Source organism: Streptomyces oryzae (genome assembly GCF_017676365.1).
Taxonomy (GTDB): domain Bacteria; phylum Actinomycetota; class Actinomycetes; order Streptomycetales; family Streptomycetaceae; genus Streptomyces; species Streptomyces oryzae.
Genome location: NZ_JADKMA010000310.1, coordinates 1 through 4,961, shown reverse-complemented (window position 1 = coordinate 4,961; position 4,961 = coordinate 1). Strand labels below are relative to the sequence as shown.

At 72.0% G+C, this 4,961-nt stretch carries 5 protein-coding genes; 2 read left to right on the top strand and 3 right to left on the bottom strand.

All coding sequences use genetic code 11. The annotated features are described in order from the left end of the window. Positions 1-99 precede the first annotated feature (99 nt). Positions 100-708, top strand: coding sequence for a Uma2 family endonuclease (locus ITI46_RS33070; RefSeq protein ID WP_209243639.1), 609 nt, complete (start codon positions 100-102; stop codon positions 706-708). 22 nt (positions 709-730) lie between these two features. On the opposite strand, the gene ITI46_RS33065 is transcribed toward ITI46_RS33070, so the two are convergent. Next, positions 731-1,954 (bottom strand): MFS transporter, encoded by a 1,224-nt coding sequence (locus ITI46_RS33065; protein ID WP_209243638.1) that lies wholly within the window; start codon positions 1,952-1,954, stop codon positions 731-733. A 174-nt stretch (positions 1,955-2,128) separates the two neighbouring features. Then, positions 2,129-2,725 carry a TetR/AcrR family transcriptional regulator gene (locus ITI46_RS33060; protein ID WP_209243637.1) on the bottom strand — a complete coding sequence of 199 codons (597 nt, stop codon included), beginning with the start codon at positions 2,723-2,725 and terminating at the stop codon, positions 2,129-2,131. A gap of 85 nt (positions 2,726-2,810) precedes the next feature. Here ITI46_RS33060 and ITI46_RS33055 point away from each other — a divergent pair, with 85 nt between their 5' ends. Further along, positions 2,811-4,076, top strand: a complete 1,266-nt coding sequence (locus tag ITI46_RS33055; protein WP_209243636.1) for a M20 family metallopeptidase — start codon at positions 2,811-2,813, stop codon at positions 4,074-4,076. Here the strand turns inward: ITI46_RS33055 and ITI46_RS33050 are convergent. Further along, the coding region (locus ITI46_RS33050) for an isocitrate lyase/PEP mutase family protein (RefSeq protein WP_247746967.1) at positions 4,024-4,961 on the bottom strand (938 nt) is incomplete at its 5' end. The two genes, ITI46_RS33055 and ITI46_RS33050, sit on opposite strands and share 53 nt — an antisense overlap.

Sequence of the window (4,961 nt, the reverse complement as noted above, 5' to 3'; positions counted from 1 at the left end):
CGGCGGCGAGCACGGTCATGGCGGTGACGGCCCAGAACGCGCCGCGCCAGCCGTACCGTTCGCCGATGAACGTGGAGACCGGCAGTCCGAGGAGCACTGATGAGCGTCGAGCCTGAGTACGGCCCGGACCGCGAACCCGAGTACGCATGGCCCCGGCCGCCCGTGGGCGGCTACACGGCCGAGGACCTGGACCGGCTCCCCAACCTTCCGCCCCACACGGAGCTGATCGACGGGAGCCTCGTCTTCGTGAGTCCGCGAGCCAAGTTTCATATGCGCATGGTGAATCTGCTGACGCAGTCACTTGAGCAGCAGGCTCCTACGAGCATGGAAGTGCTCAGGGAGATGACGGTGACGTTGGACCGGTCGAACCGTCCCGAGCCGGACGTGATGCTCGTACGCGCAGAGGCCGACGAAGGTCTGCAGCAGACGACCTGTCGTCCCGAGGACGTGCTCCTCGCCGTCGAGGTCGTCTCCCCGGACTCGCTCACCCGCGACCGCAGCACCAAGCCCGGCAAGTACGCAGCCGCGGGAATCCCGCATTTCTGGCGAGTGGAGAACGATGGCGACAGGGCAGTCGTCTACGTTTTCGAGCTGGAGCCCGCCACGCAGACCTATGTCCCCGTAGGCATCCACCACGAGCGGCTCAAGGTCTCGGTGCCGTGTCCTCTCGACATCGACCTGACCCGGATCAGTTCGCGGAAGCCCTGAACCTGCGCCGCCGCGCGGCGGTTCAGCCGGCCACGCCGGTCGGTTGGGCCGCCGCTTCCGTGTGTTCGGGCTCCGCCGGGCTCGCGGGGCCGCGTGGCGGTCGGTGGCGGAGGTCCGGGATCAGGGTGAGGGCACCCAGGGCTGCCATTGCCACGCCGATCCACACCGGGGAGGTCAGGCCGAAGCGGGGGATGGCGAGGCCGCCGAGGGCTGAGCCGAGGATGATGCCGAGGGTGATGAAGGACGAGTGCACGGTGTTGACCAGGGGGCCGGTGTTGCCCGCGCGCTGGACGCGGGCTGCCATGGCCGGGTTCATGGTGACGCCGACCAGTCCGATGGCCAGCATGAAGACGAGGGCGGCGACGGGGACGTCGGCCAGCAGCGCGAAGGCGGCCAGGAAGATGCCGTTGCTGAGCAGTCCGGTCAGCAGTACGGGGATGGTGTACCGGTCGGCGAGGCGGCCCACGATCACATTGCCGACCAGGTTGGCGGCCCCGTAGGCGACGAGCAGCAGCGGCACGCTTCCGGAGGAGAAGCCGGAGATCTCGGTCAGGATCGGGTTGAAGTAGCTGAACGCCGAGAAGGTCGCCCCGATCACTAGCGTGCTGGTGGACAGCACCAGCCACAGCTTCGGATGACGGAACACACCCAGCTCCCGGCGGAGCCCGCCGCCCGCGCCGCTGCCTCCGCTCTGCTGCCGTTCCACCTGCGGCGCCCACACCAGCGTCGCCGCGGCGGCGAGCACGGTCATGGCGGTGACGGCCCAGAACGCGCCGCGCCAGCCGTACCGTTCGCCGATGAACGTGGAGACCGGCAGTCCGAGCAGCGTGCCCAGCATCAGCCCGTTGAGCGCCACGGACACGGCCCGTCCGGCCAGTTCGGGCCGCACGAGCCGCACGCTGAGCGAGATCGCCGCACCCAGGAACGCTGCGGAGGCGGCGCCGGTCACGATCCGCGCCACGAGCATCACGGCGTAGTCGGGGGCGACAGCGGCCAGCACATTGCCGGCCAGGAAGATCCCGAACAGCAACAACAGCGCCTGCTTAGGCCGCAGCCGGAGCACCCCGGCGGCGAGGAACGGGCCACCGACGGTCATCGCCGCGGCGAAGGCAGTGACGAGGTAGCCGACCTGCGAGACGGTGACGTCCAGTCCGTCCCCGATCTGCGGCATCAGTCCAGCGACCAGGAACTCGCTGGTGACCATGGAGAAGATCCCCGCGGCCATGAGATAGACGGTCAGTGGCATTCCTGACTCCCCGAGTACGTCGTTCGGTGGGGCGCCCTTCGGGCGTCCACCGCGGCTGTTATGGATGGATCAGTACAAAACGTGGGCACGGCAAGCCGCAGCGCATGGCCGGTCAACCACACCGCGGCGCAGTGCGGTTACCGCTGCCTCAGGAGGTCGGGGCCGGGGCCGGGCTCAGCCCCTGAGGGCGTCCACCGCCGTGGCGGCGATCCCCTCCAGCGCCGGACGGTCGGCGCCACCCTGTGCGGAGACCCGCATCCCGCCAATGACGGCGTTCACAAAACGGGCGAGCGCTTCCGCGTCCCGGCCGGACGCGATCTCACCGGCCCGCTGCCCCGCCTCGATGACGGCACGCAGGGCGTCGAGCCGCACCCGCAGGTCACGGGCCAGCATCCGGTCGACCTCCGGGTCGCGCGCCGCCGACTCCACCGTGGTGTTCACGGACAGACAGCCGATGCTTCTCCCCTCCCGGCGCTGCGTGAACTCCTGCTCGACAATCCGCGCGAACAGCGCCCCGATCCGCTCCAGCGGAGGCCGCTCGGCGTCCTCCAGGATCTCCAGCTGGGACGCGGTCATGGTCTCGACGTAACGCGCCAACGCCCGGCGGAAGAGGTCGTGTTTGCTGCTGAAGGTGTTGTAGATGCTGCTGCGCCCCAGACCGGTCGCCTCGCACAGGTCCTGGGTGGAGGTGGCTTCATACCCCTTCTCCCAGAACGCCAGCATCGCCGCATCCAGGGCCCGCTCCTCGTCGAACAGTCTCGGCCGGGCCATGCGCGGCACACTAACAGTTATGGACTCATCGTTCCAATATCTGGTGGGCCTGGGTGGGTCCGTGTTCCGGGGCCACCATGTGCGTATGAGGGAGAACGTGCAGCAGGCGGCACGGACCGATGCGGAGTCCGTCGTACGACTCGCCCAGGAGCTGATCCGGCGGCCCAGCCGGGCCGGCATCGACGGTTACGGGCCCGTCCTCGCCGTACTGGAGGAGTGGCTGGCCGAGCACTCCCTGCCGTACCGCCGTCTGCACGGCGACACCCGCGACACCGGCGCGGCCGGCAACACCGACGGCACCGGCGACGCCCGTGAGCCCGTGGCGCTGCTCGTCGAGCTCCCCGGCGGACGGCCGGGCCCGTGGTGGACGCTGGACGCCTGCGTCGACACCGCCCCGTACGGCGACGAGACCGCCTGGTCCTTCCCGCCCGCCTGCGGCGATATCGCCGACGGCTGGCTGCTGGGGCGCGGCGCTGCCGACTCCAAGCTGGCCGCGGCGATGTTCTGCCACCTCGCCGCCGAGCTGCGGCCCCGCGCCGCCTCCCTGCACGGCGGGCTGGCCATACTGCTCGACGCCGACGAACACACCGGCCGCTTCGGCGGCGCCCGCGCCTACCTCGCCGACCCCGCAGCGGCCCGTCCCGCCGGGGTGCTGATCGGCTATCCGGGAGCGGACGAGGTGGTGGTCGGGGGACGCGGCCTGTGGCGGGCCACCCTCACCGTGCACGGCACATCCGGCCACTCGGGATCGCGCCGCACGGTGACCGGGGCGATCACCCGCGCCGCCCACCTCGTACGCCTCCTCGACGCGGCCGAACTGCCCACCGCGCACGCCGGTTCGGGCTTTCCGCTGCCGCCGAAGCTCTCGGTGACCGCCCTCCACGGCGGCCAGGGCTTCTCCGTCACCCCCGACCTGTGCGAACTGAACGTCGATGTCCGCACGGCTCCCGGTTTCGAAGCGCCCGACGCGGAAGCCCTCGTCCGCCGGGAAGCCGCCCGGCTCGACACGGAACTGCCCGCTCCGCGTCCGACCGAGGTCGCCCCCGTCGCGGCCTGGCCGCCCTTCCATCTCGCCGAGGACGAGCAGCCCGCCCGCGCGCTGCTGCACGCCGCCGCCGAGGCCGGGCTCGCCGTACGGCCGAAGATCGCGGGGCCGTCGAACATCGGCAACCTGCTGGCGGGCGAGGGCATTCCGGCAACCGCCGGCTTCGGCGTACCCTACGAGGGATTGCACGGCATCGACGAGCGCGCCCGCCTCGCCGAACTCCCCCAGGTGTACGCCGCCTACCGGCAAGCCATCAGCACCCTCCTCCAGCCGGGCCGGCGGACTGCGAGTGCCCGACGGACGTGACCCGCGCCTGCGACCCGCTCAGCGCCTGGACCTCCGCGTAGGACGGGATGCTCCCGCCGCCCGCCGGGTCCCGGCCGTCCCGCACGGCCCGGGCCGCCGCCACTGCCGCGCCCAGCGCCGTGCGGTAGAGCAGCGATCCGAGGCTGACCCGGCGTACGCCCAGCGCGGCCAGCTCCGCCAGGCTCGGGCCATTGGGGGCGTAGAGGATGTTCAGCGGTACGTCGAGGCAGGCGGTCAGCGCACCGATCCGGGCGGGGTCGGACAGCCCCGGCACGAACACGCCGTCGGCCCCTGCCCGTTGGTACGCCAGCAGCCTGGCCTCGGTCTCCTCCCGCCGACAGCCCAGCCAGTACGTATCCGTACGCGCATTGACGAACAGCCCGGGCACCGCCGCCTTCACCGCCGCGATCTTCGCCGCATGCAGCTCGGCGGGCGCGAGCGTGCCGTCCCCGCGGCCGTCCTCGAGGTTGAGCCCGGCAGCACCAGCGGCCCACAGCTGCCGCGCCAGCTCCGCCACCTGCGCGGGGTCGTCGCTGAAGCCGCCCTCGGCATCGACACTGAACAGCAAGCCCCCGCCGCCGAGTTGCCGCGCCAGAGCCAGCGTCGACTCCGCGGTGGCGGCGGCACCGTCCGGCAACCCGGCCGCCGCGGCGACACCGAGGCTGGTGGTACCGACCGCCTCGAACCCCTCGGCGACCAGCGCAGCCGCCGACGCGTGGTCCCACGCATTGGGCAGCAGCAGCGGCGCATCCCGGTGATGCAGCCGCGCGAAGCGGTGCCCCGCTCCGGACGCCAGGATGCCCGCCGCCAGCGCCAGCGCATGCTCCCGCCCCGGACACTCACGCGGCGGAGCCCCGAACGCGAGCGGGCCCCCGGCCCCGGCCC